Origin of the sequence: Microbacterium sp. Cr-K20, assembly GCF_000708325.1 — a bacterium.
Taxonomy (GTDB): Bacteria; Actinomycetota; Actinomycetes; order Actinomycetales; family Microbacteriaceae; genus Microbacterium.
This window is the reverse complement of sequence record NZ_JARE01000050.1, coordinates 133,967-158,490: the sequence shown is the minus strand read 5'-3', so window position 1 is coordinate 158,490 and position 24,524 is coordinate 133,967. Positions and strand designations below refer to the sequence as shown.

The following is a 24,524-nucleotide window of genomic DNA, read 5'->3' as shown; positions in this document are numbered from 1 at the left end:
GTGCACCTCTCTCAGTCCTCGCGCGCGTCCAGCGCCGCGTTCATCCGTACGGTCAGGTCATGGTCGATGAACCGCTCCGCACCGTCGAGCTGCCCCACCGGCACCGCGCCGCGCGTGCTGGAGCACAACCACAGCGCATCCGCCCGATCCAGATCGTCGCGCATGAGCACCCCGATCCTCGTCGGGACGTCGGTGATTCCCGAGAATGCATCGGCCTGGGTCGTTCCGGGGAGGACGCCGAGCTCGGCGGGTGGTGTGACGAGCTCGCCGTCGATGCGGGCGATCAGCGTCGAGCGCGGGCCCTCGAGCACGAATCCGTCTGCGCTCACGAAGATCACGTCATCGGCGCCGCGACGGGCCGCCTCCCGAAGGGCAGCCTGATTCACCGCATAGGCGAGCGACTTCGCTCCCTGCAGCAGCCAGGGGGTGGTCTGCATCACGTCGTGCCGGTAGCCGCGATCCAGCACGACGGCGCGGACGCCGCGCATACGGACGGCGGAGGGGTCGCTGCCGGCGAACCCGAGCACCCAACCGGTCGGCCCTCCCTGGTCGAATTCGTCGCCTCGGGTCATGACGAACTTGACGGACGCGATCTCCCCTTCCTCCAGCACTCCGGGAAGGGACACCGCCGCGGCCGCCCGGAGCACCGCGGCTCGCCACAGGTCGCGTCGGGGCGCGGGCAGCTCCATCAGCCCCGCCGAGCGTTCGAGGCGCGTCAGATGAGCCTCGAGTGCTTGCGGCCTGCCGCCGCGGACCACGGCGGTCTCGAACACCCCGTCGCCGCGATTGACGCCGAGGTCGGTCGCCCTGACGATCGGCTCACGCGGGTCGACCGGGTGGATGCTCTCCTCGACGGCGGACGTGCCCGACAGGTCGAGGCGAAACAGCAGCAGCGCACGCATGATGGTCCTCTCCGGAATGGGCGTCTCACCCGTGCGTGAGCGCGGGATCGCGGACGGTGGTGTCGGCGGAATCCCAGGTGCGGAACGCGGCCCGCTCGATCCGCTCCCCGAGGACGTCGTGGCCGATGCCCGCTCCGCGAGGAACCTGCACCCTGCCCTCCACCGCGGTGACGGGTGGGGCGATGATGTCGTCGACGTAGTACTTGTCGGAACCGGAGACGTCCGACGGGAGGAGGAACCCGGGCAGTGCCGAGATCGCGACGTTCGCCGCCCGACCGATCCCGAACTCGTGCATGCCCCCGCACCAGACGGGGATGCCGGCGTCGACGGCGAGGTCGTGCGCCGCCTTCGCGACGGTGAGTCCCCCCATCCGCGACACCTTGATGTTGAGGATGCGCGCGGCGGAGAGCCTGATCATCGTGCGCAGATCGCCGAGCCCGATGACGGACTCGTCCAGGCACACCGCCGTTCCGATCCGGGCCTGGAGCGTCGCATGCGCCACCATCTCCCGCGGGGCGAACGGCTGCTCGATCATGGTCAACCCCAGTGCGTCGAGCTGTGTGAACACGGCAGCGGCGTCGTCGTCGTCGGGATACGCGCCGTTCGCGTCGACGTGGAGGTCGAGGTCGGGGTGCGCGTCACGCACCGCGCGCACCGGCTCCACGTCCCACCCGGGGGCGATCTTGAGCTTCACGCGCGGATATCCTGCGGCGCGCTGCAGCTCCACCTGGCCCAGGAGCTCGTCGATCGACGGCTCGATGCCGAGCGAGACTCCTGCCACGACCTCGTCACGGGTGCCCCCGAGCGCCGTCGCGAGGGAGAGCCCCCGGCGGCGGGCGAAGAGGTCCCACACCGCGCCGGAGAAGCCGGCTCGGGCGAACTCGTTGCCGCGCACCCGCGCCCACGTCATCTCCAGATCGGCAGGTTCCTCACCCTCGGCACCGACGAGGGCCGGCACGAGGTAGCGGGTGGCGATCTCCCACGCCGTCGTGGTCGTCTCCGCGCCGAAGTACGGGTCGCTGGGCGCGGCGATCTCTCCCCAGCCACGACGGCCTTCCTCGTCGGTGGCCTCGACGAGGATGTGCTCGATGCCCGATTTGCGATGCGAACTGGTCTCGAAGCTGTGCCGCAGGTCCTGACGCACCGCGAACAACCGGATGCGGGTGATCTTCACGTCTCCGCCTCCTCGTCGACCTCGGGCCGCGAGGGATCCGAACTGTACAGTCCCAGTCGTGCGACGAGCCGATCGCGCTCGGCCAGGCGACGGCGGGCTCCCTTCGCGCTCGCCGTCGTCAGCGCACTCAGCAGGTGGCAGACGGCCGCGACCGGGGTGGGCGAGTCCGCGTAGGACGCCGACCCGGTGCGCACCCGGATGAGCGAGGTCGCGAGCGGCGCCAGCGGGGCGTCCTCGCTGTCGGTGATCACCACGAGCTGCCCGCCGGCCTCCCGGAACAACTGCCCGAGCCGCACGGTCTCCTCGCGGTAGCGCCGGAGGGAGAAGGCGATGAGCACGTCGGAGGCCCGTACATCCGTCAGCACGGTCAGCGGCTGCAGCGCATGCCCGTCGACGAGGAAGACGTTGGACAGCGTCGCGGACAGGTCAGCGTTGAGCAGCTGCGCGTAGGCCGCCGCCTTCCCCTCACCCGCGACGTAGCGTCGTCGGGCGCCCAGCAGCAGCGCCGCGGCCTGCGGCACCTGGGCCGACGTGCTCAGCTCCTCGAACGTGAGCGCGAGCGTGCGCAGCTCGGTCTCGATGATGCGCGCCTGGATGCTCTCCGCCGAGAGGTTGGTCCGGATGCGCTCGCCGAAGCGGTCCCGCGGCGAAACGAGCTCGCGGTCCTCGTGCTGCTGGTCGCTCATGCGATGGCCTTCCCTGATGTGGCGCGGTAGACCGCGGTGTGCTCGTCGACACGGGACGCCGCGACGAGCACGTCACCTCGCCGGAGCACCTCCGTCATCGCACTCTCCAGCTGCCGCCGCAGCGCCGGGCGCTCGCCGGGGGCGAGCTCATCCGCACGCGCGGGGATCGCGATCCAATCGGCGTCGCCGACGTGCACGACGCGCCCCCAGTCCTCCCTGCCCAGTCCCGCCGGAACACCCGATCGCGGCGCGCGGGGTGCGGGTGCGGTCGCGGTCAGATCCCAGGAGACCACGAGCCGGTCGGTGTCGGGCCGGGCGTAGTAGTCGCGTTCGAACGCGATGCCGACCGCACCGAGCGAGCTGAGGTTGAAGTGCGCGTTCCGTGCCAGCAGCGGATCGAAGGTCCAGCGCATGGACTGCTGCCCCCACCGGAGCGCGACGTCGCGTTGGGCGAGCTTGAGCGCCTGACCGACCCCGCGGCCCTGCTGCGCGGCATCGACCGCGGCCGCCTGCGAGTAGTGGAAGTGGGTCCCGCTCGCATCGCAGCCCGCGAAGCCGTACGCGAACCCGATGAGCCCCCCGTCGTCTGCGAAGGCCCCCACCGCGGATCCGCCGTTACGTGCGAGCGCGGTGAGCAGATTGGCGTTGAGCGCGTACTCCTGCTCGGTGTATGCGAAGACGCGCGCATAGAGTGCCGCCGCCTCACGGAACTCGGAGTACTGGGTCAGTTCGCGGCAGTCGTAACCGACGCCCGCGTCGGCGGCCACCGAAGAGTGAGGCACGATACGTTTCCTAAGATCGAACGAGTGATGCAGCTGGGAGCGATGTTATCGGCGGCTTGCACCTCAATCAAGAGGCAGATACGGTTCGTAACTGTGACCACTTTCCCGGCAGCTCCCGGAGCGGACCACCCTTCAGACGACATCATCGCACTCGTGCGCGAACTTGTGACCCGAGAGTCGCCCACCCGCGATGCCGTGGCGAGCCGCAGCATCGCCGATCTCCTCACCGGATGGTTCGAAGGCGTCGGCGGGGAGGTCCGCCAGGAGCCGACCGCCGCGGGAACGGATCTCGTCATCGACGTCGCCGGAGCCGGCGATCCGTACCTCCTGATCGGTCACACCGACACCGTATGGCCGGAGGGCACCCTCGACGGCGCGCTGCCCTGGTCTCAGGAGGGCGACGTGGTGCGCGGCCCCGGCGCCTACGACATGAAGGCCGGGATCGTGGTCATGCTCGAAGCCCTGCGGCGACTTCAGCCGCTCCCGCGCGAACGCCGCAGAGCCGTGCGCATCGTCCTGGTCGCCGACGAGGAGGTCGGCTCGCCCGAGTCGGGTCCCCTGCTCGCCGAACGCGCACGCGGAGCCGTCGCGGCCATCGGATTCGAGTCGCCGCATCCGGACGGCGCCCTCAAGGTCGGCAGGCGCGGGAGCGCACGCGTCAGGATCGCGGTCACCGGGCGCGCCGCACACGCCGCCCTCGACCCCGAGCACGGCATCTCCGCCGTGGACGAGCTCGTCGATCAGTTGATGCGGGTGCGGGAGATCGTCGCGGATCCCGCCTTGCCGGGACCCGTGCTCTGCAATGTGGGGACGATCTCCGGTGGCGCCCGCGCCAACGTGATCCCCGCACGGGCACAGGCGGAGATCGGTCTCCGCTTCACCGATCCGGTCACCGAGGAGCGGGTGATGCGGGCACTCGCCGCACTGCCGCCCGTCCGCACCGGTGCCGAGATCGTCGTCGAGACCCTGAGCTCCCGCCCTGCCTGGGTCGCCTCCGCGCAGGACGCCGCGCTGGTGGCGGCGATCGAACGGTCTGCCGCGGGCATCGGACAGCGCATCGAGGCGCGGCCGGCGGCCGGCGCGGGCGACACCAATCTGCTGGGCGCCCTCGGGCTGCCGACGGTCGACGGATTCGGACCCCGCGGCGGCGGAGCGCATGCGGAGGACGAGCACTTCCTGCGCTCCTCCCTCGGCGAGCGCATCGCACTCCTGCGTGCCGTGCTCACCCTTCCCGCGGAGTGAGGATACGATTCCCGTTTGCGCCCTGATCACGCTGATCCGAGGGATACGTTCCGGATCTCGGGACGGAAATACTGCATCTTCGAACTCCCTTCGCGTGGGGCGCATCCTTGCATCCGCATGTTTCCGGGCTGTTACACCCGGAAAGCAACCTGCACCCAGATGCCGACTTGCGAAAAATCTTCGACGATACGCAACGAATCCCTTGACCCAGAGGCAGACTTCCGCTTGCATGGTCTCCACCGACCCGGCTTCATCGTGGATCCGGGCGGTGCCCGAAGGGACTTCTTCTATGCGTCTTGCCCCCCGCTCCAGAACAGCACGAAGTCTGACCGCCGCTGCGATCGCCTCCGCGCTCCTCATCGCTGCTCCCGCCGGTGCCGCTCAGGCGCAGTCGGTGAGTGCCGCGACCGAATCCCCCGCCTCCGAGACCACGTTGCGCATCGCGACGTCCGGCTTCGTCGACACGTTCAACCCGTTCATCTCGATCTACCTGACGCCGACGAACATCATCCGCTACGTGTACGAGTCCCTCGTGCAGAACGACGCCGAGGACGGCTCCCCCACCAAGGGCCTCGCCGACTCCTGGGAGGCCAGCGACGGCGGCCAGACCTGGACCTTCACCCTGCAGGACGATCTCACCTGGTCGGACGGCGAGCCGATCACCTCGGCCGACGTGAAGTACACCTACGACCAGATGATGACCGTGCCGGCCCTCGGAACCGCGAACGGCAACCTCGTCTCCAACTTCGACTCGGTCGAGACCCCCGACGACAAGACCGTGGTGATCTCGCTCAAGACGCCGCAGGCACCCAACCCCGGCTCCGAGATCCCGATCGTCCCGCAGCACATCTGGGAGGCGGTCGACGACCCGACCACGTTCGCGAACGACTCCGAGGTGGTCGGCTCCGGCCCCTTCGTCCTGGACAGCTACTCGGCCAACCAGTCGATCGTGCTCAAGGCGAACAAGAACTTCTGGCGCGGCGCCCCCAAGATCGACGCGATCCAGTACGTGTACTACACGAACTCGGACGCCCAGGTGCAGGCTCTGAAGGCCGGTGACGTCGACCTCGTCTCGGGTCTCACCCCGACGCAGTTCGAGGCGCTCGACGGCGTCGAGGGCATCACGACCCATTCCGGGATCGGCCGCCGCTATCACTCGATCAGCATCAACCTGGGCCAGCAGACCCGCGAGAACGTGCCCTACGGCACCGGCAACGCGGCGCTGAAGGACCTCGAGGTCCGCCAGGCGATCCGCCTCGGCACCGACACGGAGACGCTGCTCGACAAGGTGCTCTCCGGCGAGGGCGTGCAGGCCACCAGCTTCATCCCCGCGTCCTTCCCGAAGTGGCACCTGTCGGACGACGACGAGGTGATCGTCGGATTCGACCCCGACGCAGCGAAGGCGAAGCTCGACGACGCAGGGTGGGTGCCTGGTGCCGACGGCATCAGGGAGAAGGACGGACAGCGTCTGAGCCTGCGCCTCCTCACGGATGCCGACGACTCGAACGAGCAGTCCATCGCCGAGTTCTTCGTCCCGTGGATGAAGGACATCGGGATCGAGATCGCGGTCGAGTCGACCGACTCGGACACCATCAGCGCGAAGGCCACGTCAGGCGACTACGACCTGTACTTCAGCGGATGGTCGGTCAACCCCGACCCCGACTACCAGCTCGGCATCAACACCTGCATGAACCTGCCCACGGCGACCGACGGCACCGGCGGCACCACGCAGGACGGCTACTGCAACCCCGAGTTCGACGAGCTGTACGCCCAGCAGCGCTCGGAGACCGACGAGGAGAAGCGCCAGGAGATCGTGCACGACATGCTGGCGCTGAACTACACCGACACGGCACAGGTCGCCACCTGGTACGCCAACTCGCTCGAGGCCTACCGCTCCGACCGCTTCACCGGCTTCACCCTGCAGCCCAAGGACGGTGGCATCATCGCGAACCAGGCCGGCTACTGGGGCTACCTCACGGTCGAGCCCGTCGAGGGCGCGACCGCCAGCGGCACCGGCACGAACACCGGACTCATCATCGGAGGCATCGTGGTGGGAGTGGTCCTCATCGGAGGACTGGTCTTCTTCCTGATCCGTCGTCGCAACATCGCCGACGTCGAATGACTCCAGCGAGACGCCGTGGGCGGCGGGCATCCGCCCCCGCGGCGTCTCCCGGTCCGCTGTAAGGAGACTTCATGTCGAACGCGGTTCCCCCATCCACATCCGCCATCGCCACCAGCGCCGCAGCCGAGGAGCAGCCGAGAGGTCTCGGCGGCCTCCGCTACTTCCTGGTCAAGCTGGGCGGCGCGGCCATCAGCATGGCGATGGTCATCCTCCTCGGATTCTTCGCCTTCAAGATCCTGCCTGGAGACCCGGTCGCATCGATCGCGCGCGAGCGCGGCATGAGCGCCGAACAGGTGGCGCAGCTGCGCGAGCAGCTCGGCCTGAACAAGCCCCTGTGGCAGCAGTTCATCGACTACCTCGGCAACGTCTTCACGCTGAACTTCGGCACGAGCTACGTGTACCGCACCTCGGTCTCCGAACTCATCGGCATGTATTTCTGGAACACGATCCTCCTCACCGGCACTGCGGCGATCATCGCCATCGCCCTCGGCCTGTGGCTCGGGCAGAAGGCCGCGTGGAAGCACGGCTCCACCTTCGACCGCATCGTCTCGGGCACCTCGCTGGTGTTCTGGTCGGTCCCGACGTTCTGGCTCGCCCTGCTGCTGCTGATGATCTTCGGCGGCACGCTGCACTGGTTCCCCACCGGCGGGATGGTCTCCCCCAACCCGCCCACCGATCCCGTCGGCGCCGTCCTCGACGTGATCTCGCACATGGTCCTGCCCGTGATCACGATGGTCGCCGTCGTCTATGCGCAGTACCTGATGGTGATGCGCAGCTCGCTCCTGGAGGAGATGGGCGCCGACTATCTCACGACCGCGCGCGCGAAGGGACTACGGGAAGACCTCGTGCGCCGCCGCCACGCCGTCCCCAACGCCCTGCTCCCGACCGTCACCCTCGTCTTCATGCACATCGGCGGGCTGATCGCCGGGGCGGTGACGGTGGAGACCGTGTTCTCGTGGCCCGGACTGGGCAAGCTCACCTTCGAGGCCATCTCCGGTCCCGACCTGCCCCTCCTGCAGGGCACCTTCGTGGTGTTCTCCACGATCATCATCGTGATGAACCTCATCGCGGACCTCATCTACCGTCAGCTCGACCCGAGGGTGAGGCGCGCATGAGCACGGCATCCACTTCCATCCGCTCGCCCCGCGCGCTCGCCTGGCACCGCCGTGGGGCGGCGTTCGCCGACTTCTGCGGCCAGTTCACGCACCACCGCGCGGGCATGGTCGGTCTGATCTTCCTGGTCATCGTCGCGGCGGTGGCGATCCTGGCACCGGTGATCGCACCGTCGAGCATGCTCGACGTCACCAAGCTCGTCGACCCGGAGCGGTTCGCGCCGCCCTCGTGGCAGCATCCGCTCGGCACCGATCAGCAGGGCCGCGAGATCTGGGTCCGTATGGTGTGGGGGGCGCGCGTCTCCCTTCTGGTCGGACTCGCTGCCACCGCCATGTCGATGGTCATCGGCACACTGGTCGGGCTCTCCGCCGGTCACTTCACCGGCTTCTTCGGCGGCCTGATGATGCGCATCATCGACTTCTTCCTCGTGCTGCCCTCGCTCATCCTCGCGATCGTGCTCTCCTCGGTGCTCAGCCGCGGTGTCTGGACGATCATCATCGCGATCGGGCTCACATCCTGGGCGGGCACGGCGCGCGTGGTGCGGGCGCAGACCCTGTCGATCGAATCGCGCGACTACATCGAGCGCTCGCGGGCCCTCGGCGCCGGCCACTGGCACATCATCATCAAGCACCTCCTCCCCGGCGTGCTGCCTCTGGTGCTCGCCAACACCACGCTCACGGTGGGTTCGGCGATCATCTCCGAGTCCACGCTGGCGTTCCTCGGGCTCGGCGACACCACGCTGCAGTCCTGGGGCTCGATCCTGAAGAACGCGATGGACGTCTCCGCGGCGACCAGTGGCTACTGGTGGTACGTACTCGTGCCCGGTATCGCGATCGTCCTGGTGGTGCTGTCGTTCACCCTGATGGGCCGCGCCGTCGAGAACATCACGAACCCGACGCTGAGGAGCCGATGACATGCCCGATCTGATCTTCGACGACGTCTCGATCACCTACCGCACCGCCGGGCGCGCCGGCCGGGACGAGGTCGCCGCCGTCCGCAACGTCTCACTGACGCTGCCGGCGGGCCAGACGCTCGGCATCGCCGGGGAGTCGGGGTCCGGCAAATCGACCCTGGCGATGAGCGTGCTGCGCCTGCTCCCCCACAACGCACGCCTGAGCGGTCGCGTGCTCCTGGGCGACCAGGACGTCGCGGAGCTCTCCTTCGGCCAGCTCCGCGCGGTGCGCTGGGCGCAGACCTCCATCGTGTTCCAGGGGGCGATGCACTCGCTGAACCCGGTACGGACCGTGGGCTGGCAGCTGCTCGAGGCCCTGGAGCTGCACGCGTCGGATCGCTGGAAGAGCGAGAAGGGCCGCAAGCAGCGCATGGCGGAGCTGCTGGATGTCGTCGACCTCCCGCAGCAGAAGTCCGAGTCGTACCCGCACGAACTCTCCGGCGGCCAGAAGCAGCGGGTGATGATCGCGATGGCCCTGGCGTGCGACCCCGAGGTCATCATCGCCGACGAGCCGACGACCGCTCTCGATGTCATCGTGCAGAAGCAGATCCTCGACATGATCTCGCGGCTCGTCTCCGAGCGCGGCATCTCGATGCTGATGATCAGCCACGACCTGTCGGTCCTCGCGACGGCGTGCCAGCGCATCGCCATCATGCGCGACGGCGAACTCGTCGAGGTCGGTGAGAGCTACGCCGTCTGCACGCGTCCGACGCAGGACTACACCCGGCAGCTGGCCGACGCCTTCCCCACCATCGGCGATCCGGCCTCCCGCCTGGCGCCGGTGACCCGGCACGGGCAGGGCGCCGACGAGGTGCCGGACATCGCCCATGGCGACGAGGTGCTGCTGGAGGCCCGCGGGGTCAACGTCACCTATCGCTCGGGTAGTCGGCCGGTGCATGCCGTGCGCGACGTCGACCTCACCGTGCGTCGAGGCGAGATCGTCGCGCTCGTCGGACAATCCGGTTCGGGGAAGTCGACACTCGCCAGGGCGCTCATGGGCCTGCAGCCCGCCGACCCCGGCTCACGGATCCTCTTCGACGGCGCGGAGATGCCCACGAAGGGCCGCGACCTCGCGCACTTCCGCTCTCAGGTGCAGCTCGTGCTCCAGGATCCCTGGGCCGCGCTGAACCCGAAGCACAGCGTGTACGAGTCGGTCGCCGAAGGTCTGCGGGTGCAGCACTTCACAGGCGACGAACGCGAGCGCGTGGCCCAGAGCCTCACGGATGCCGAGATGACGCCGCCGGAGAGGTTCTTCAGTGCCATCCCACAGGAGCTCAGCGGCGGGCAGCGCCAGCGCGTGGTCATCGCCGGTGCCCTCGCCGTGCAGCCGCAGATGCTCATCGCCGACGAACCCGTCGCTTCGCTCGACGCCTCGGTGCGGGGAGAGATCCTCGGCCTGCTGCTCGACCTGCGCCGGCGGCTCGGACTCTCCGCGCTCGTCATCACGCACGATTTGGGCCTCGCCTGGAACATCGCCCACAGCGTCGCCGTGATGTACCGCGGGGAGATCGTCGAACGGGGCACGACCGAGCAGGTCCTGTTGAATCCACAGCACGAGTACACCCGGCATCTGCTCTCCGCAGCACCGCGCATCGAGGAGCAGCCGGCATGACCCGCACGACCTCTCCTTACCTCGACTCCGCCCCGCTGCAGCCCGGAGACACCGTGGCGATCGTCTCGCCGTCCGGGCCGGGGAACGAGGAGAACACGCAGCGCGCGGTCGACTACTACGAGTCATGGGGTCTGCGGGTGCGGGTGGGCGACCACGTGCTCACCCCGCACCCGCGCGCGTCGTACCTCGCCGGTCCCGACGATGTGCGCCGCTCGGATCTCGTCGATGCGTGGATGGACCCGGACGTGGATGCCGTCGTGGCCGCCCGGGGCGGGTACGGGGCACTGCGACTGCTCGACGGCATCGACTGGGCGGAGATGCGCCGCGGAGCGCTGCGGCGCGACGGTCGCCCGAAGCTCCTCACCGGCTCCTCCGACATCACCGCGCTGCACGAGACCATGCGCGCGCACCTGGACCTGGCGACGCTGTTCTGCCCGATGGCGGGCAACAACGTCTTCCGCGACTCGGAACAGGTGCGCGCCGACGTGCAGCGGTGGTTGTTCGAGCCCTGGCGCGGACGCGAGCTGATCGGCCCGAAGACCGAGGTGATGACACCGGGGCGCGCGGTCGGGCGTTTCACCGGCGGCAATCTCAGCCTGCTCGCCGCCGGGCTCGGCGCCCCCGAGGCTGCCGTGCCGGCTCCCGGCATCCTCTTCCTCGAGGACATCACCGAGGAGCCCTACCGGCTGGACAGCTTCGTGACGCAGCTGCGGAGGGCAGGGCGACTCGCGCAGGCGAACGGGATCGTGCTGGGCTCCTGGCACGAATGCGGCGACCTCGAGCTCGTGCACGCCCTCATGCGCGACGAGTTCCAGGACACCGGTGTGCCCGTGCTGTGGGAGCAGGGCTTCGGGCACGACCCGCACGCCCTGACGATCCCCCTCGGCGTCGACGGCGTCCTCGACGCGATGACGGACGAGCCGCGACTCACGGTGGGAGTGCCCGGATGATCGCCGTGCCGACCCTCGATACCCGCATCACCTGGTCGGTGCGGATGATCGACGCCGACAGCGGCGCCACCCTCGCCGAGCACGACCCACACGTGCAGTGCGAGACCGCCAGCATCGGCAAGATCTTCCTCCTGCTCGAAGTCGCGCGCCGACTCGACGACGGCACGCTCGATCCGGATCAGCCGGTCGCCATCCCGGAGGGGCACCGCGTGGAGGACTCCGGTCTGCTCTACCGGATGCGCAACCAGGGTATCGGCGTGCACGACGCCGCCCTCCTCGTCGGCGCGGTGAGCGACAACCTCGCCACGAACGCCCTCATCCACCTGTGCGGCCTCGAGTCCGTGCGCGCCGTCGCACCGGCCCTCGGATACACGCAGACCTCGCTGCACGACTACATCCGCAACGAGCGCACGCCCGACCTGCCCTGGACACCGTCGTACGGCACCGCGGCGGAACTGGCCGACCTGATGCGCCGCCTCGGTGCCGGTGAGGCCTTCTCCCCCGCGGTGAGCGCACGCGTGCTCGACTGGCTGGCCGCCGACACCGACACGTCCATGACCGCCGATGCCTTCCTGCTCGACCCGCTCGCCCACGTGGACGCCGAGTACCAGGGCATGGTCCTGCGGCACAAGACCGGCAGCGTCGGATTCGCCCGCGTCGACACCGGCCTGCTCCGCGGCCCCGTCGCGGCCGTCGCCTACGCGGTGGCCGCGAACTGGAAGCAGAGTCCGACCGATCTGCGCGCGCCCGTCATCGACGGCATGAGAGCCATCGGAGAACGGATCCGACTGCATGTCACCGGGCTCGCGCGTGACGAGACGGGACTCGCATGAGCGTCATCGGCGCGGACCTGCCTGCGGATCACGGCGCGGTGTGGTCCGTCCTGGTGAAGGACATCGACACCGGCGAGGTGCTGCTGCAGCATGAGCCCGAGGCGGCGCTCGATACCGCGAGCGTCGGCAAGATCTTCCTCCTGCATCGGCTGCTCACCGAGGTCGATGCCGGGACGCGGAGCCTGGAAGAGCGCGTGACGCGCCGCCCCGTGGAGTCCATCGACGACTCCGGGCTCTGGTACCTGCTGCAAGCGGCGGAGCTGTCGCTCTACGACGTGGCCGCCCTCATCGGCGCGGTCAGCGACAACGCCGCGACGAACACCCTGGGCCGGGTGATCGGGATCCCCGTGGTCCAGGAGCACACGCGCGCCCTCGGCTACACCTCCTCCGCGCTGGACGACATCGTGCGATGGCCGATCCCGCCCGGCGCTCCGACGACGCTGTCGCATGCGAGCGCCACCGAACTGGTGCGATTCATGACGCGTCTCGCCGACGGGACCGACCTGACCCCGGCATCGGCCGACACCCTCCGACGCTGGCTCGGCGCGGGCATGGACCTGTCGATGGTCGCGTCCGCCTTCGACCTCGACCCGCTCGCACACTGGGGCTTCGACCGCGGCATCTGGCTGCTCAACAAGACCGGCACGATCTCCCGGGTGCGCGCCGACACGGGCATCGTGATGTCGCCGGATCGCCGGATCGCCTATGCGGTGCTGGCGAACTGGGACCGCGGCGCGGACGGGCGCGGACCGGTGCTGGCCGCGATGCGCACGATCGGCGAGGGCATCCGCAGCGCGCTCGCCGGGTGAGTCCGCGGCTGTGCACGCGGGTCAGACGGCCCCGGCGCGGGTGAGACGCGCCCGGACCTCGTCGATGGGCACCGCACGCGCGGTCCGACCATCCGGGCCGACGGTCGTCTCGGCGGCGAGCACGGAGTTGATCAGGGCCTCCTCCACGGCATCCATCGTGGCGGCGAACAGCGGCGACAGCACGTCGTCCGCCACCGGCCCTCCGAGCGCCGGATCGTGCACCGAGAACGCGATCGCGTAGTCGCCGCTGCCCTGCGCGTAGTCGGCGCCGACGCCCCGCATCGCGAACACCGCACGGCCGGCCACCCGCCCGAGCTGGCGTCCGTCGACGGGCGCATCCGTCGCGACGACGATCATGCACGAGTTACCGACGGGTTGAGCTGCGGCCTCGGCCAGCAGCTCCTCCGCGGGAAGCGGTACTCCTGCGATCCGCAACGTCCCGCTGAAGTTGGTCTGCACCAGGGCACCGACCGTGCGCGTCCGTCCGGCGACGTCGACGAGCCGGGACGACGTGCCGATGCCGCCCTTGTAGCCGAGAGCGACCGTCCCCGCACCGGCCCCGACGCACCCCTCCACGACGGGGCCGGCGGCCGCCGCCTCCAACGCCTGGACCACCTGCTCCTCGCCGACGGCCCGGCGCCGGATGTCGGAGAGGAAGCCGTCGTTCGTCTCACCCACGACCGGGTTCAGCGTCATCGTCCGCGCGTGGGACGGGGTCGCCAGCAGGTGTCCGAGCAGCGCGTCGGCGACGCGGAAGACCGACAGGGTCGAGGTGAGGAGGATCGGGGTCTCCAGTGTGCCGAGCTCGCGGAGCTGCGTGGCACCGACGAGCTTGCCGTAGCCGTTGCCGACCGAGAGGTTCGCGGGGAGGCTGCGGCGCTCCCCGGTCAGGGCATCGGGCACGATCGCGGTGACCCCGGTGTGGAGACCATCGCCGTGCAACGTGGCATGCCCGATCCGGACACCGCCGACATCGGTGATCGCGTTCTCCGCACCGCGCGCGAACGCCCCCGACGGGACGCCGAGGTCGGCGAGGCGGGGACGGGAGGAGGCGGACGACAGCGGTGTCATGCTCCGATCCTTCCAGGGGCGGAGGAGCGGACATCCGCGCCGCGCCGGGCGACTCCGCCGTGTCCAGCCGGCCTTCCGCTCGCTCGGTAGACTGGTCCGCACACCCCACACTCAGGCACGCTCACACAGTGCCGCATACATCGCTCGAGGAGACCCCATGCCTGCTTCCGAATCGATTCCCACCGGGATTCCCGACAAGCCCGTACTCGAAGGTCTCGAAGCGAAGTGGGACGCCGCCTGGGCGGAGCAGGGCACCTACCTGTTCGACCGTCTGCGCGCGGCACAGGCCGGCCGTGAGGGCGTGTACTCGATCGACACCCCGCCGCCGACGGCATCCGGAAGCCTGCACATCGGGCACGTGTTCTCGTACACGCACACCGACGTGAAGGCCCGCTACGAGCGCATGCGCGGCAAGACCGTGTTCTACCCGATGGGCTGGGACGACAACGGCCTTCCCACGGAGCGCCGCGTGCAGAACTACTACGGCGTGCGCTGCGATCCCTCGCTCCCCTACGACGCCGACTTCACGCCCCCGTTCGAGGGCGGCGACAACAAGTCGAGCCGCGCGGCCGACCAGCAGCCGATCAGCCGCCGCAACTTCATCGAGCTCTGCGAGCGCCTCACCATCGAGGACGAGAAGCAGTTCGAGGCGCTGTTCCGTCAGCTCGGACTGAGCGTGGACTGGACCCAGACCTACCGCACGATCTCGGACGACACTATCCGCCAGAGCCAGCTCGCATTCCTGCGCAACATCGAGCGCGGCGAGGCCTACCAGGCACTCGCACCGACCCTGTGGGACATCGACTTCCGCTCCGCCATCGCGCAGGCAGAGCTCGAGGACCGCGACCAGCAGGCCGCGTACCACACGATCGAATTCCCCTTCGCGGATGGCTCGGGATCGATCGCGATCGACACCACGCGCCCGGAGCTGCTCCCCGCATGCATCGCCCTCGTGACGCACCCGGAGGGTCCGCACAAGCACCTCATCGGGAGGAAGGTGAAGACGCCGTTCTTCGGCGCCGAGATCGAGATCCACGGACACCACCTCGCCCAGCCCGACAAGGGCACGGGAGCGGCGATGGTCTGCACCTTCGGCGACGTGACCGACATCGTGTGGTGGCGAGAGCTGCGCACCACCGAGAACGAGCCCCTGCCGAACATGACCACGATCGGCCTCGACGGACGTTTCCTCCCCGAGGCGCCCTCGTCCGTCGAGAACCCGGAGGCGGTCTCCTGGTACGCCGAGGAGCTCGCGGGCAAGACCGTGTTCAGCGCGCGCAAGGCGATCGTCGAGAAGCTGCAGGAGACCGGCGACATGACGGCCGTCGGCAAGCCGTTCAACCACGCGGTGAAGTTCTTCGAGAAGGGCGACCGTCCGCTCGAGATCGTGTCGACCCGCCAGTGGTACATCCGCAACGGCGCCCGCGACGGCGAGCTGCGCGACACGCTCATCGCCCACGGTCAGGAGCTCGCCTGGCACCCGGAGTTCATGCGCGTGCGCTACGAGAACTGGGTCGGTGGCCTCACCGGCGACTGGCTGGTGTCGCGCCAGCGGTTCTTCGGAGTGCCGATCCCGCTCTGGTACGCGCTCGACGAGAACGGCGAGCGTGACTACGACCGTGTGCTCGCCCCCGACGCGGCGACGCTCCCGATCGACCCGACGACCGATGTCCCCGCCGGATACACCGAGGACCAGCGCGGCGTGGCCGGCGGGTTCGACGCCGAGGCCGACATCCTCGACACCTGGGCGACGTCGTCCCTCACGCCGCAGCTCGCGGGTGGCTGGCAGCGCGACGAGGAACTCTGGAACCTCACCGCGCCGTTCGACCTGCGCCCGCAGGGTCAGGACATCATCCGCACGTGGCTGTTCTCGACCATGCTGCGCTCCACTCTCGAAGACGACCGGACCCCGTGGCGCAACGCCGCGATCTCCGGCTTCATCGTCGACCCCGACCGCAAGAAGATGTCGAAGTCCAAGGGCAACGTCGTCACTCCGGCCGATGTGCTCGAAGCTCACGGCTCCGACGCGGTGCGCTACTGGGCGGCATCGAGCCGACTCGGCATGGATGCGGCGTTCGACCCGCAGAACCCGACGCAGGTGAAGATCGGCCGTCGCCTCGCCATCAAGGTGCTGAACGCGGCCAAGTTCGTGCTGTCGTTCCCCGTGCCCGAGGGCGCGCAGGTGACGCATGCCCTGGATGCATCGATGCTAACCGCCCTCGACGGTGTGGTGACCGAGGCGACCAAGGCGTTCGATCGCTACGACGCCGCCCGCGCGCTCGAACTGACCGAGGCGTTCTTCTGGACCTTCTGCGACGACTACCTCGAGCTCGTGAAGGAGCGCGCCTACAACCAGGCCGACGTGGGTCAGGCTTCCGCAGCGCTCTCGCTGCGCCTGGCCCTCTCGACGCTCCTCCGCCTGCTGGCGCCGGTGCTGTCCTTCGCCACCGAGGAATCGTGGTCGTGGTTCGAGGAAGGGTCCGTGCACACGGCGGAGTGGCCCACGCCGCTCGGCATCGACGGCGACCCGGCCGTCCTCGCTGCCGCGAGTGAGGCGCTGATCGGCATCCGTCGGGCGAAGACCGAGGCGAAGGCGTCACAGAAGACTCCGGTCTCGCGCGCCGCGATCGCCGCTCCGGCTGCGAAGCTCGAGGCGCTCCGTGCCGCCGCCGATGACCTCCGCGCCGTCGGCCGCATCGCCGAGCTCGAGTTCAGCGAGGCCGAGGAGTTCGCGGTCACCGCGATCGATCTCGCACCGGTCGAGGGTTCCTGATGCAGCTCGGCACTCGATGGGCGGCCGGATCCGAGGCACCGGCCTCGGTCCCCGCATCGCTGCGTCCCGCGATCGCCGCGGTGGAGGCGAAGGGCCTCACCGGCCACTGGACCCTCACCTGGCTCGAGGGCCGCGCCATCGCGGAGCTCGACGCCGGCTGGGAGGTCTTCCAAGCCGCGTCCGGCGAGGTCGTCGCCCGCCCCTTCGCGGACTGAGCCCGCCCGCGCGGAGAGACTTCGGCCTCCTTCAGAACCGAGGGATGTCGAGCTGCGCGAGCGCGCGGGTCAACGACTGCGGATCCTGTGTCGGTGTCTGCTGCTGCCGCAGTCTGTCGAGAACGCGCGCGTGCCGCTCGGCCCGGCGGGCGACGCGGCGAGCGACCCATGCGGTGAGAGTCTCGGCCAGCCGAAGCAGCCGAGCCTCGGTGTGGGTCGGAGCCATCAGGTGAAGCGTTGCGGTGGTCATGATTCCTCCTCCGAGTCGGTGGCGGGTGCGGATGACGCGGTCGACGGTGTCGACAGGTCGAAGAGCTCGGTTCGCAGCGACACCCGCCGCACGTCCGGGCCGGCCTGACCCCGGTAGCGCTCGATCGCGCCCTCGACGATCGCCTCGAGCTCATCGCGGAGCGACACCGCCTGCTCCGGCGTCAGATCCAGGTGCGTGGTCATGATGACGCCGGTGTCGCGCCACTCCTCCGGCACGTCCGCCTGTGGGCGATTGACGTAGGCCATGAGGGTCTCGTGACGAAGACGGAAGAACTCCGAGTTGACGATCTGGGCCGCCGCGCGATTGGCGGGCGAGGTCATCTCGTCGGGACCGGGAACGTCGATCCGTCCCTTCGGCCGTTCCCACCACCGCTCGCGGGCGGTGCCTCGCCCCTCGACCTCGCGGATGAGGTCGTGCGCGGCGAGTGCGCGAAGGTGGTAGCTCGTGGATCCGGAGGTCTCCCCCACCAGGGCCGCCAGCGAACTGGCCGTCTGCGGGCCGCGAGCCGCGAGGAGGTCGAAGATCTTCACCCGAAGCGGATGCGCCAGCGCCTTGAGTGCCCCGGCATCGAGCGTCCGTACCTGCGTCCCGTTCGTCATGTATGCAAAGATACCTTTGCAAAGCCTTCTTTGCAAGTGTTTCTTTGCAAGACTCTCCTGACGATTCCTGAGCTCTGATGGCCTCGGTGGATAGGCTCAGAGGATGACCGACGCCACGAATCCGCTCCTCCAGCCGTCGACTCTCCCCTTCGGGCTCCCCGATTACCCCGCGATCCGGCCCGAGCACTATCTCCCGGCGTTCCAGGCCGGGTTCGAGGAGCAACTCCGCGAGGTCGCCCGCATCACGATGGTGCGATCGATGCCGACCTTCGAGAACACCCTCGAGGCGCTCGAACGCTCGGGCGAGCTGCTCGACCGGGTCGCGCACGCCTTCTACACGGTCAGCTCCGCGGATGCGACGCCGGAGATCCAGGAGATCGACGAGCAGCTCGCACCCCTCATGGCCGCCCACCAGGACGCGATCACCCTCGACGCGCAGCTGTACTGGCGCGTGCAGCAGGTGTTCGAGCAGCGGGATGCTCTCGGTCTCGACGCCGAGCAGCGCTACCTGGTGGAGCGCCACCACCGCGAGATGACGCACGCGGGTGCCGGCCTCGACGACCAGGCCAAAGAACGACTGACGGCGCTGAACCAGAAGCTCTCGACGCTGACGAACACGTTCGAGCGCAACCTGCTGAACGACACGAACGACCTCGCCGTGGTGTTCGACACCCCCGCGGAGCTCGATGGTCTGAGCACCGGAGAGCTGTCGGCCGCGGCGCGTGCCGCGACGGACCGCGGGCTCGACGGCAAGCTGCTCATCACGCTGCCGCTGTTCACGGGACACCCCGCCCTGGCCCAGCTGCGAGTGCGGGAGTCGCGACGGCGCATCATGGCCGCCTCTCTCGCGCGCGGATCCCGCGACAACGCGAACGACAACCGCCCGGTCCTCCTCGAGATCGTGCGGCTGCGGGCGGAGCGTGCGGCTCTGCTCGGGTACGAGTCGCACGCGGCGTACGTCACCGCCGACGAGACGGCCGGGACTCCCGATGCCGTCGAGCAGATGCTGCGTCGGCTCGCCGCGCCCTCCGCACGCAACGCGAAGGCCGAGCACACCGCTCTGCAGGCGATCGTCGACGAGACCGAATCCACGCCGTTCGCCGTGGAGGCCCACGACTGGGCGTACTACACCGAACGGGAGCGCACGGCGCGGTACGACATCGACTCCAGCGCCCTGCGCCCCTGGTTCGAGGCGGAGCGCGTGCTGCAGGACGGAGTCTTCTTCGCCGCGGCGCAGCTGTACGGTGTGACGTTCGCGGAGCGCGAGGACCTGGTGGCCTACCACCCCGGAACTCGCGTGTTCGAGGTGCGCAACGACGACGGAACTCCCGTCGGCCTGTACGTCCTCGACCTGTACACGCGCGATTCGAAGCGCGGAGGGGCGTGGATGAACGCGATCGTGAGTCAGTCCCGCCTGCGCGGCACCGCACCGGTCGTCGTCAACAACCTCAACGTGCCGCTGCCCGGCGACGGCGAGCCCACACTGTTGACTCTCGACGAAGTCACCACGCTGTTCCACGAGTTCGGACATGCCCTCCACGGACTCTTCGCGACGGTGACCTACCCGCACTTCGCCGGGACGAACGTGTTCCGCGACTTCGTCGAGTTCCCGAGCCAGGTGAACGAGATGTGGATCCTCTGGCCGGAGGTCCTCGACAACTACGCCCGACACCACGAGACCGGCGCACCCCTCGACCCCGCCATCGTCGAGCGTCTGCGCGCGACCGAGACGTTCGATCAAGGCCACGCGACGAGCGAGTACCTGGCCGCCGCATGGCTGGACCAGGCGTGGCACCGCGTGGGCGTCGACGCGGAGATCGGCGACGTCGCCGCGTTCGAGGCCGCCGCCCTCGCCGACATCGGCCTCGACGACCCGGCTGTCCCCACCCGCTACTCGTCCACATACTTCGCGCACGTCTTCTCCGGCGGGTACAGCGCGGGCTACTACTCGTACATCTGGAGCGAGGTGCTCGATGCCGACACGGTCGACTGGTTCCGGGAGAACGGCGGGCTCACCCGCGCCAACGGTGACCGGTTCCGCGGGCGCTTGCTCGGGGTCGGCGGTTCGAAGGACCCCCTGCAGGCGTACCGCGACTTCCGGGGTCGCGACGCCGAGATCGAGCCGCTGTTGAAGCGCCGTGGTCTCGGCGGCTGAGTCGTGAGACCCTGAGGGCATGAACGCATTCCCCGACGCACCGTTCGGCCCGGCTGACCGTCTGGACCTCGACGCCGTTCCGCTCGCGGTGATCCGTCACAACGGCATCCGCATCGCCGACCTTTCCGACGCGTTCGACGCGGGCTACTCGGCGATCGCCCTGACGTTCGCCGGCGACGTGCTGACCCCGGCCGGCCCCGCGCTCGCGATCTACCACGGCGACCCGATGGACGTCTTCGATCTCGAACTCGGCTACCCCGTGGTCTCCCCGCCGGAGAATCCGATCCCCACGGCGAGCGGGAGTGTCATCATCGGCTCGGCCCTGCCGTCGGGGCCCGCTGTCGCGACGACCGTGTTCGGCTCCTACGAGGAACTCGGTGCCGGATGGGCGGGTCTCGTCGAACGCGCCGGAGCGCAGGGGCTCCGTACCGGAAGTGTCTGGATCGAGGTGTACGTGTCCGATCCGAGCACAACGCCGGCAGAGCTGCGCACCGACCTCATCTTGCCGCTGGCCTGATCGAGGTCACGCGCTCTTGCGCTTGCGCTCCATCACGATGGTGGGCGGCGCGCCTTCGTCGACGGCCGCGCGGGTCACGATGACCTTGGCGACGTCTTCTGCCGAGGGAATCTCGAACATGATCGGCCCGAGGACGTCTTCGAGGATGGCGCGGAGCCCACGGGCACCGGTCTTGCGCTCGACGGCGAGGTCGGCGATCGAACGCAGCGCGTCTTCTTCGAACTCGAGCTGCACGCCGTCGATCTCGAACATGCGCTGATATTGCTTCACCAGCGCGTTGCGCGGGCCGGTCAGGATGTCGATCAGCGCGGCCTGATCGAGCGGCGAGACCGACGTGACGACGGGAAGACGGCCGATGAACTCGGGGATCAGGCCGAACTTGTGCAGGTCTTCGGGGAGCACCTCGCTGAACAGGTCGAGGTCCTTGCCCTTGTCGTGCAGCGGCGCACCGAAGCCGATGCCGTGCTTGCCGACACGTGCGGACACGATGTCCTCGAGCCCGGCGAAAGCCCCGGCGACGATGAACAGCACGTTCGAGGTGTCGATCTGCAGGAACTCCTGGTGCGGGTGCTTGCGACCACCCTGCGGCGGAACCGACGCGACCGTGCCCTCGATGATCTTCAGGAGCGCCTGCTGCACGCCCTCACCCGAGACGTCACGGGTGATCGACGGGTTCTCGGCCTTGCGGGCGATCTTGTCGACCTCGTCGATGTAGATGATGCCCTGCTCCGCGCGCTTGACGTCGTAGTCGGCGGCCTGGATGAGCTTGAGCAGGATGTTCTCGACGTCTTCGCCGACGTACCCTGCCTCGGTGAGCGCGGTGGCGTCGGCCACGGCGAATGGCACGTTCAGGCGCTTGGCGAGCGTCTGCGCGAGGTAGGTCTTGCCGCAGCCCGTCGGACCGATGAGCAGGATGTTGCTCTTCGCGATCTCGACCTCTTCGGCCCGCTGCTCGGCGGACTGCAGAGTGCCGAGTGCACGAACGCGCTTGTAGTGGTTGTAGACGGCGACGGAGAGAGCGCGCTTGGCGGGCTCCTGACCGACGACGTACTCCTCGAGGAACGAGAAGATCTCACGCGGCTTGGGCAGCTCGAACTCCGCGACACCGTCGCCGGAGGACTCGGCCATCCGCTCTTCGATGATCTCGTTGCAGAGCTCGACGCACTCGTCGCAGATGTACACGCCGGGTCCGGCGATCAGCTGCTGGACCTGCTTCTGACTCTTTCCGCAGAATGAGCATTTGAACAGGTCAGCGCTTTCACCGATGCGGGCCATGCGCGTCCTCCTATGGGGGGATCAGAGATCGTCCTTCGAGCCTAACCGCTGCATACGACACTGGGCCGCATTGGACCGCACTCGGCATCGGGTCGCGACACGTGAGGAGTCAGGAACCGCCGCTATCCCCGGTTCCGGGGCGGCGATTCCCGACCCCTCACGAGATCTGCAGAGCCGCGTCAGACCATGCTCTTGGTGTGCCAGACCGTCTTCACCTCGGTGAAGGCGCCGATCCGCTCGGGAGAGGCGACGACCTCACCCGGAGTGAGCACACGCTTGAGGGTGTCGGCGGCCGCGATCTGCATGTCGACCCAGTCGAGGTCGCCGGCACCCGCGAGGTCGAGGGCGTTCACATCCTGGTGCGACGCCAGCCACGGGGCGACCTCCGCAGGCGAACCTGTCAGCACGTTGACGACGCCGCCCGGCACGTCACTCGTGGCCAGGACCTCGGCGAGGCTGATGGACGAGAGCGGATGCCGTTCGCTGGCCACCACCACGACCGTGTTGCCCGCCACGAGCGCCGGAGCGACGACCGAGACCAGCCCCAGCAGCGCGGAATCCTGCGGCGCGATGATCGCGACGACGCCCGTCGGCTCCGGAACCGAGATGTTGAAGTACGGGCCCGAGACCGGGTTCGCGTTACCCGCGACCTGGGCGTACTTGTCGCACCACCCGGCGTACCAGACCCAGAGGTCGATGGCCTCGTCCACCTGCGTGGCCGCAGCGGAGGACGAGAGCCCCTGCTGGGCGACGATCTCGTCGATGAACTGCGCGCGCCGCCCCTCGAGCACCTCGGCCACACGGTAGAGCACCTGGCCGCGGTTGTAGGCGGTCGCCCCGGACCAGCCCTTGACCGCGGCGCGCGCGGCCACCACGGCGTCACGGGCATCCTTGCGGGAACCCTTCGCGGCATTGGCGAGGAATTCACCCTTGGGCGAGAGCACCTCGTACGTGCGACCTGACTCGCTGCGCGGGAAGGCCCCGCCGATCGCGAGCTTGTACGTCTTCGGGACGGTCAGGCGCTTGCTCATGCTGTGGCTCCCTTGAGGTAGGCGGTGAGACCCTGGCGTCCGCCCTCGCGGCCGTATCCGGACTCCTTGTATCCACCGAACGGGCTCGACGGATCGAAGCGGTTGAAGGTGTTGGCCCAGATCACGCCGGCGCGCAGCCGGTCGGCCACCGCGAGGATGCGGGATCCCTTGTCGGACCAGATGCCTGCCGAGAGCCCGTAGGGCGTGTTGTTCGCCTTCGCCACGGCCTCGGCCGGTGTGCGGAAGGTGAGCACCGAGAGCACGGGACCGAAGACCTCGTCACGGGCGATGCGGTGCGACGCCTCGACTCCGGTGAAGATGGTCGGAGCGAACCAGAACCCCTGCTCGGGGATCGCGCAGTCCGCCGTCCAGCGCTCCGCACCTTCGGCCTCGCCGATATCGCTCAGCTCGCGGATGCGGGCGAGCTGCGCCGCCGAGTTGATCGCACCGATGTCGGTGTTCTTGTCGAGCGGGTCGCCGAGGCGCAGAGTCGACAGGCGCGCCTTGAGCCGGTCGACGACCTCATCGTGGATCGACTCCTGCACCAGCAGGCGGCTCCCTGCGCAGCAGACGTGGCCCTGGTTGAAGAAGATGCCGTTGACGATGCCCTCGACGGCCTGGTCGATCGGAGCATCGTCGAACACGATGTTCGCGGCCTTGCCGCCCAGTTCCAGCGTCACCTTCTTCTTCGTACCGGCCACGGCGCGCGCGATGTCGCGACCGACGCCGGTCGAGCCGGTGAAGGCGACCTTGTCCACATCGGGGTGACGCACGAGCGTCGAGCCCGTGGCTCCCGCGCCGGTGACGATGTTCACGACACCGGCCGGAAGGTCGGCCTGCTGCAGGATCTCGGCGAAGATCAGCGCCGTGAGCGGCGTGGTCTCGGCGGGCTTGAGCACGACCGTGTTGCCGGCGGCGAGAGCGGGCGCGATCTTCCACGCGAGCATGAGCAGCGGGAAGTTCCAGGGGATGATCTGTCCGGCGACGCCGAGAGCGCGGGGGTTCGCGCCGAGCCCGGCGTGATCGAGCTTGTCCGCCCAGCCCGCGTAGTAGAAGAACCAGGAGGCGACGAGCGGCACGTCGACGTCGCGGCTCTCCTTGATCGGCTTGCCGTTGTCGAGGCTCTCCGCGACGGCGAGCTCGCGAGCACGCTCCTGCACGAGGCGGGCGATGCGGAAGAGGTACTTGCCGCGGTCGCGGCCGCTCATCCGCGACCAGGTCTTCTCGTAGGCGCGACGCGCCGCCTTGACCGCACGGTCCACGTCGTCGTCACTCGCGGAGGCGATCTCCGCGATGTGCTTCTCGGTCGCCGGGGAGATGGTGTTGAAGGGCGTGCCCGACCCGTCGACGAACTCGCCGTCGATGAACAGCCCGTAGCTGTTCTTGAGGTTCAGGACCGCAGTGGACTCCGGTGCGGGAGCGTATTCCAGAAATGACATG

22 protein-coding genes are annotated in these 24,524 nt (G+C 69.0%); 12 read left to right on the top strand and 10 right to left on the bottom strand.

Going from position 1 to position 24,524, the window contains the following annotated elements; all coding sequences use genetic code 11:
* Window positions 1-11: 11 nt before the first annotated feature.
* Genes GZ67_RS0111565 through GZ67_RS20180 form a run of 4 tightly spaced genes read right to left on the bottom strand, consistent with a single transcriptional unit; the run spans window position 12 to window position 3,544 of the window.
* Window positions 12-902 (bottom strand): aminotransferase class IV, encoded by an 891-nt coding sequence (locus GZ67_RS0111565; protein ID WP_029261651.1) that lies wholly within the window; start codon window positions 900-902, stop codon window positions 12-14.
* A 25-nt stretch (window positions 903-927) separates the two neighbouring features.
* Complete coding sequence (gene menC, locus GZ67_RS0111560) at window positions 928-2,076, bottom strand: o-succinylbenzoate synthase (protein WP_029261650.1); 1,149 nt, start codon at window positions 2,074-2,076, stop codon at window positions 928-930.
* Window positions 2,073-2,762 carry a MurR/RpiR family transcriptional regulator gene (locus tag GZ67_RS0111555; protein ID WP_029261649.1) on the bottom strand — a complete coding sequence of 230 codons (690 nt, stop codon included), beginning with the start codon at window positions 2,760-2,762 and terminating at the stop codon, window positions 2,073-2,075. Before GZ67_RS0111555 ends, menC begins: the two co-directional genes overlap by 4 nt.
* Complete coding sequence (locus GZ67_RS20180) at window positions 2,759-3,544, bottom strand: GNAT family N-acetyltransferase (protein WP_136025765.1); 786 nt, start codon at window positions 3,542-3,544, stop codon at window positions 2,759-2,761. Before GZ67_RS20180 ends, GZ67_RS0111555 begins: the two co-directional genes overlap by 4 nt.
* 93 nt (window positions 3,545-3,637) lie before the next feature.
* Between GZ67_RS20180 and GZ67_RS0111545 the strand changes: the two genes are divergently transcribed.
* The 8 genes from GZ67_RS0111545 (at window position 3,638) to GZ67_RS0111510 (ending at window position 13,177) form a co-directional block, all read left to right on the top strand.
* Window positions 3,638-4,786, top strand: coding sequence for a M20/M25/M40 family metallo-hydrolase (locus tag GZ67_RS0111545; RefSeq protein ID WP_036303285.1), 1,149 nt, complete (start codon window positions 3,638-3,640; stop codon window positions 4,784-4,786).
* A 289-nt stretch (window positions 4,787-5,075) separates the two neighbouring features.
* Complete coding sequence (locus GZ67_RS0111540) at window positions 5,076-6,908, top strand: ABC transporter substrate-binding protein (RefSeq protein WP_029261646.1); 1,833 nt, start codon at window positions 5,076-5,078, stop codon at window positions 6,906-6,908.
* A 71-nt stretch (window positions 6,909-6,979) separates the two neighbouring features.
* Entirely contained in the window at window positions 6,980-8,023 is a 1,044-nt protein-coding gene (locus GZ67_RS0111535; RefSeq protein ID WP_029261645.1) for an ABC transporter permease, read from the top strand.
* Window positions 8,020-8,934: an ABC transporter permease gene (locus tag GZ67_RS0111530; protein ID WP_029261644.1), complete on the top strand. Its 915-nt coding sequence runs from the start codon at window positions 8,020-8,022 to the stop codon at window positions 8,932-8,934. The genes GZ67_RS0111535 and GZ67_RS0111530 overlap by 4 nt, the downstream gene beginning before the upstream one ends.
* A gap of 1 nt (window position 8,935) precedes the next feature.
* Window positions 8,936-10,585: an ATP-binding cassette domain-containing protein gene (locus GZ67_RS0111525; RefSeq protein ID WP_029261643.1), complete on the top strand. Its 1,650-nt coding sequence runs from the start codon at window positions 8,936-8,938 to the stop codon at window positions 10,583-10,585.
* On the top strand, window positions 10,582-11,535 hold the full coding sequence (locus GZ67_RS0111520; protein WP_029261642.1) for a S66 peptidase family protein: 954 nt from the start codon (window positions 10,582-10,584) through the stop codon (window positions 11,533-11,535). The genes GZ67_RS0111525 and GZ67_RS0111520 overlap by 4 nt, the downstream gene beginning before the upstream one ends.
* The gene (locus tag GZ67_RS0111515) at window positions 11,532-12,368 is read left to right on the top strand and encodes a serine hydrolase (RefSeq protein ID WP_029261641.1); all 837 of its coding nucleotides are present in this window, start codon (window positions 11,532-11,534) and stop codon (window positions 12,366-12,368) included. The genes GZ67_RS0111520 and GZ67_RS0111515 overlap by 4 nt, the downstream gene beginning before the upstream one ends.
* On the top strand, window positions 12,365-13,177 hold the full coding sequence (locus tag GZ67_RS0111510; protein ID WP_051662499.1) for a serine hydrolase: 813 nt from the start codon (window positions 12,365-12,367) through the stop codon (window positions 13,175-13,177). The genes GZ67_RS0111515 and GZ67_RS0111510 overlap by 4 nt, the downstream gene beginning before the upstream one ends.
* Window positions 13,178-13,198: 21 nt before the next feature.
* Here GZ67_RS0111510 and GZ67_RS0111505 read toward each other — a convergent pair whose 3' ends face one another.
* On the bottom strand, window positions 13,199-14,248 hold the full coding sequence (locus GZ67_RS0111505) for a P1 family peptidase (RefSeq protein ID WP_029261639.1): 1,050 nt from the start codon (window positions 14,246-14,248) through the stop codon (window positions 13,199-13,201).
* A gap of 157 nt (window positions 14,249-14,405) precedes the next feature.
* Here GZ67_RS0111505 and valS point away from each other — a divergent pair, with 157 nt between their 5' ends.
* Window positions 14,406-17,021 (top strand): valine--tRNA ligase, encoded by a 2,616-nt coding sequence (gene valS / locus GZ67_RS0111500; protein ID WP_029261638.1) that lies wholly within the window; start codon window positions 14,406-14,408, stop codon window positions 17,019-17,021.
* Window positions 17,021-17,236, top strand: coding sequence for a hypothetical protein (locus GZ67_RS0111495; protein ID WP_029261637.1), 216 nt, complete (start codon window positions 17,021-17,023; stop codon window positions 17,234-17,236). Before valS ends, GZ67_RS0111495 begins: the two co-directional genes overlap by 1 nt.
* A gap of 31 nt (window positions 17,237-17,267) precedes the next feature.
* On the opposite strand, the gene GZ67_RS0111490 is transcribed toward GZ67_RS0111495, so the two are convergent.
* Both GZ67_RS0111490 and GZ67_RS0111485 read right to left on the bottom strand, forming a co-directional pair.
* On the bottom strand, window positions 17,268-17,486 hold the full coding sequence (locus GZ67_RS0111490) for a hypothetical protein (protein WP_029261636.1): 219 nt from the start codon (window positions 17,484-17,486) through the stop codon (window positions 17,268-17,270).
* On the bottom strand, window positions 17,483-18,106 hold the full coding sequence (locus GZ67_RS0111485; RefSeq protein WP_029261635.1) for an ArsR/SmtB family transcription factor: 624 nt from the start codon (window positions 18,104-18,106) through the stop codon (window positions 17,483-17,485). Before GZ67_RS0111485 ends, GZ67_RS0111490 begins: the two co-directional genes overlap by 4 nt.
* 103 nt (window positions 18,107-18,209) lie before the next feature.
* Between GZ67_RS0111485 and GZ67_RS0111480 the strand changes: the two genes are divergently transcribed.
* Entirely contained in the window at window positions 18,210-20,261 is a 2,052-nt protein-coding gene (locus GZ67_RS0111480) for a M3 family metallopeptidase (RefSeq protein ID WP_029261634.1), read from the top strand.
* 19 nt (window positions 20,262-20,280) lie between these two features.
* Window positions 20,281-20,778: a GyrI-like domain-containing protein gene (locus GZ67_RS0111475; RefSeq protein WP_029261633.1), complete on the top strand. Its 498-nt coding sequence runs from the start codon at window positions 20,281-20,283 to the stop codon at window positions 20,776-20,778.
* A gap of 6 nt (window positions 20,779-20,784) precedes the next feature.
* On the opposite strand, the gene clpX is transcribed toward GZ67_RS0111475, so the two are convergent.
* The 3 genes from clpX to GZ67_RS0111460 form a co-directional block, all read right to left on the bottom strand.
* Window positions 20,785-22,053 (bottom strand): ATP-dependent Clp protease ATP-binding subunit ClpX, encoded by a 1,269-nt coding sequence (gene clpX, locus GZ67_RS0111470; RefSeq protein WP_029261632.1) that lies wholly within the window; start codon window positions 22,051-22,053, stop codon window positions 20,785-20,787.
* 179 nt (window positions 22,054-22,232) lie between these two features.
* Window positions 22,233-23,084 carry an aldehyde dehydrogenase family protein gene (locus GZ67_RS0111465; RefSeq protein ID WP_029261631.1) on the bottom strand — a complete coding sequence of 284 codons (852 nt, stop codon included), beginning with the start codon at window positions 23,082-23,084 and terminating at the stop codon, window positions 22,233-22,235.
* Window positions 23,081-24,523 (bottom strand): aldehyde dehydrogenase family protein, encoded by a 1,443-nt coding sequence (locus tag GZ67_RS0111460; RefSeq protein WP_029261630.1) that lies wholly within the window; start codon window positions 24,521-24,523, stop codon window positions 23,081-23,083. The genes GZ67_RS0111465 and GZ67_RS0111460 overlap by 4 nt, the downstream gene beginning before the upstream one ends.
* Between the last annotated feature and the right edge of the window lies 1 nt (window position 24,524).

Bases quoted from the DNA above. Each gene is read 5' to 3' on its own strand.
- GZ67_RS0111515 (WP_029261641.1), top strand. From the start codon at position 11,532: ATGATCGCCGTGCCGACCCTCGATACCCGCATCACCTGGTCGGTGCGG.
- GZ67_RS0111495 (WP_029261637.1), top strand. From the start codon at position 17,021: ATGCAGCTCGGCACTCGATGGGCGGCCGGATCCGAGGCACCGGCCTCG.
- GZ67_RS0111465 (WP_029261631.1), bottom strand. From the start codon at position 23,084: ATGAGCAAGCGCCTGACCGTCCCGAAGACGTACAAGCTCGCGATCGGC.
- GZ67_RS0111475 (WP_029261633.1), top strand. From the start codon at position 20,281: ATGAACGCATTCCCCGACGCACCGTTCGGCCCGGCTGACCGTCTGGAC.
- GZ67_RS0111460 (WP_029261630.1), bottom strand. From the start codon at position 24,523: ATGTCATTTCTGGAATACGCTCCCGCACCGGAGTCCACTGCGGTCCTG.
- GZ67_RS0111530 (WP_029261644.1), top strand. From the start codon at position 8,020: ATGAGCACGGCATCCACTTCCATCCGCTCGCCCCGCGCGCTCGCCTGG.
- GZ67_RS0111535 (WP_029261645.1), top strand. From the start codon at position 6,980: ATGTCGAACGCGGTTCCCCCATCCACATCCGCCATCGCCACCAGCGCC.
- clpX (WP_029261632.1), bottom strand. From the start codon at position 22,053: ATGGCCCGCATCGGTGAAAGCGCTGACCTGTTCAAATGCTCATTCTGC.
- GZ67_RS0111505 (WP_029261639.1), bottom strand. From the start codon at position 14,248: ATGACACCGCTGTCGTCCGCCTCCTCCCGTCCCCGCCTCGCCGACCTC.
- valS (WP_029261638.1), top strand. From the start codon at position 14,406: ATGCCTGCTTCCGAATCGATTCCCACCGGGATTCCCGACAAGCCCGTA.
- GZ67_RS0111555 (WP_029261649.1), bottom strand. From the start codon at position 2,762: ATGAGCGACCAGCAGCACGAGGACCGCGAGCTCGTTTCGCCGCGGGAC.
- GZ67_RS0111490 (WP_029261636.1), bottom strand. From the start codon at position 17,486: ATGACCACCGCAACGCTTCACCTGATGGCTCCGACCCACACCGAGGCT.
- GZ67_RS0111525 (WP_029261643.1), top strand. From the start codon at position 8,936: ATGCCCGATCTGATCTTCGACGACGTCTCGATCACCTACCGCACCGCC.
- GZ67_RS0111510 (WP_051662499.1), top strand. From the start codon at position 12,365: ATGAGCGTCATCGGCGCGGACCTGCCTGCGGATCACGGCGCGGTGTGG.
- GZ67_RS0111520 (WP_029261642.1), top strand. From the start codon at position 10,582: ATGACCCGCACGACCTCTCCTTACCTCGACTCCGCCCCGCTGCAGCCC.
- GZ67_RS0111565 (WP_029261651.1), bottom strand. From the start codon at position 902: ATGCGTGCGCTGCTGCTGTTTCGCCTCGACCTGTCGGGCACGTCCGCC.
- GZ67_RS0111540 (WP_029261646.1), top strand. From the start codon at position 5,076: ATGCGTCTTGCCCCCCGCTCCAGAACAGCACGAAGTCTGACCGCCGCT.
- GZ67_RS0111485 (WP_029261635.1), bottom strand. From the start codon at position 18,106: ATGACGAACGGGACGCAGGTACGGACGCTCGATGCCGGGGCACTCAAG.
- GZ67_RS0111480 (WP_029261634.1), top strand. From the start codon at position 18,210: ATGACCGACGCCACGAATCCGCTCCTCCAGCCGTCGACTCTCCCCTTC.